This window comes from Hymenobacter amundsenii (genome assembly GCF_002204745.1).
Classification (GTDB): Bacteria; Bacteroidota; Bacteroidia; order Cytophagales; family Hymenobacteraceae; genus Hymenobacter; species Hymenobacter amundsenii.
Genome location: NZ_NIRR01000096.1, coordinates 1 through 1,047 on the forward strand (window position 1 = coordinate 1; position 1,047 = coordinate 1,047).

A 1,047-nucleotide genomic window follows, 5' to 3' on the forward strand; every position below is an offset into this window, starting at 1 on the left:
TATAGCGGTTTCGCGAACCGTTTAGGCGTTTTCGGGGCCTAGCCGTATAGGCAACGATGCAACCTTACTCGCTTGATCTGCGCACCCGCGTGGCCGCTGCCTGTGGCGAACCTGGAGCCCGCAAAACGGCGGTGGCCCAGCGCTTCGGCGTCAGCCGCGCCTTTGTCACCCTACTATTACGCCAGCAGCGCGAAACCGGCTCGCTGGCACCTAAACCAGCGCGTGGCGGCCCTGCCCGCTTGCTGTCGGCTTCGGATCAGGCCTGGCTCGTGGCCTACGTGGGGCAACACACCGATGCGACGCTGGCCGAGTTAGGGGCGGCTTGGCTGGCACATTCAGGCCGGCTTGTGGGCCAGACTTGTATCTGGAACGTGCTGGATGCGAATCGATTGCGCCGCAAAAAAAAGCCTGCATGCCACGGAGCGTGATACGCCCCGCGTGCGCACAGCCCGCGCCGCACACGTAGCTCGGGTCTGTACCCGCCCCGATGTGGCCCGCTTCCACTTTCTCGACGAGACGGCCCTTCGGCTGGACTATACCCGGCGCTATGCCCGAGCCAAAGGTGGTCAGCGGGTAGGCGGGACCATCCCCCTGAACCGGGGTAAGTCACTGACGCTGATCGGGGCGCTGTCGGTCAGAGGCTTAGGGGCCGTGCAAGTGCTCGATGGGGCCCTCAATCAGCACCGCTTTGCTTGGTATGTGACCCAATGCTTAGCCCCGACGCTGCGCCGGGGCGACGTGTTGGTGCTCGATAACGCGTCGGCCCATAAGCTCGCTGGCGTAAAACAGTGGTTGGCCGAACGGGGCGTGGAACTGCTGTTTCTGCCGCCTTACTCGCCCGACTTCAATCCGGTGGAGCAGGCCTGGAGCAAGTTAAAGACGAAGCTGCGGGCGGCCCAGGCCCGTACCCGCGAGGCCTTGCTGCAGGCCTTGCAAGCGGCCGTCGACTGGATTACCAGCTCCGATGCGCTCGGCTGGTTTGACCACTGTGGCTATCACGCCACCACGGACTGAAAAACGAACGAACCGTTCACGAAACCGCTATAG

The 1,047-nt window shown here is 63.6% G+C and carries 2 protein-coding genes; both read left to right on the forward strand.

The features are described 5' to 3' along the window. Positions 1 to 56 precede the first annotated feature (56 nt). Positions 57 to 428 (forward strand): hypothetical protein, encoded by a 372-nt coding sequence (locus CDA63_RS20060; RefSeq protein WP_088466224.1) that lies wholly within the window; start codon positions 57 to 59, stop codon positions 426 to 428. Continuing rightward, the gene (locus CDA63_RS20065; RefSeq protein ID WP_088466225.1) at positions 379 to 1,014 is read left to right on the forward strand and encodes an IS630 family transposase; all 636 of its coding nucleotides are present in this window, start codon (positions 379 to 381) and stop codon (positions 1,012 to 1,014) included. The genes CDA63_RS20060 and CDA63_RS20065 overlap by 50 nt, the downstream gene beginning before the upstream one ends. The last annotated feature ends 33 nt before the right edge of the window (positions 1,015 to 1,047 follow it).

Coding starts and splice junctions, on each gene's coding strand:
- CDA63_RS20060 (WP_088466224.1), top strand. CDS start 57: ATGCAACCTTACTCGCTTGATCTGCGCACCCGCGTGGCCGCTGCCTGT.
- CDA63_RS20065 (WP_088466225.1), top strand. CDS start 379: ATGCGAATCGATTGCGCCGCAAAAAAAAGCCTGCATGCCACGGAGCGT.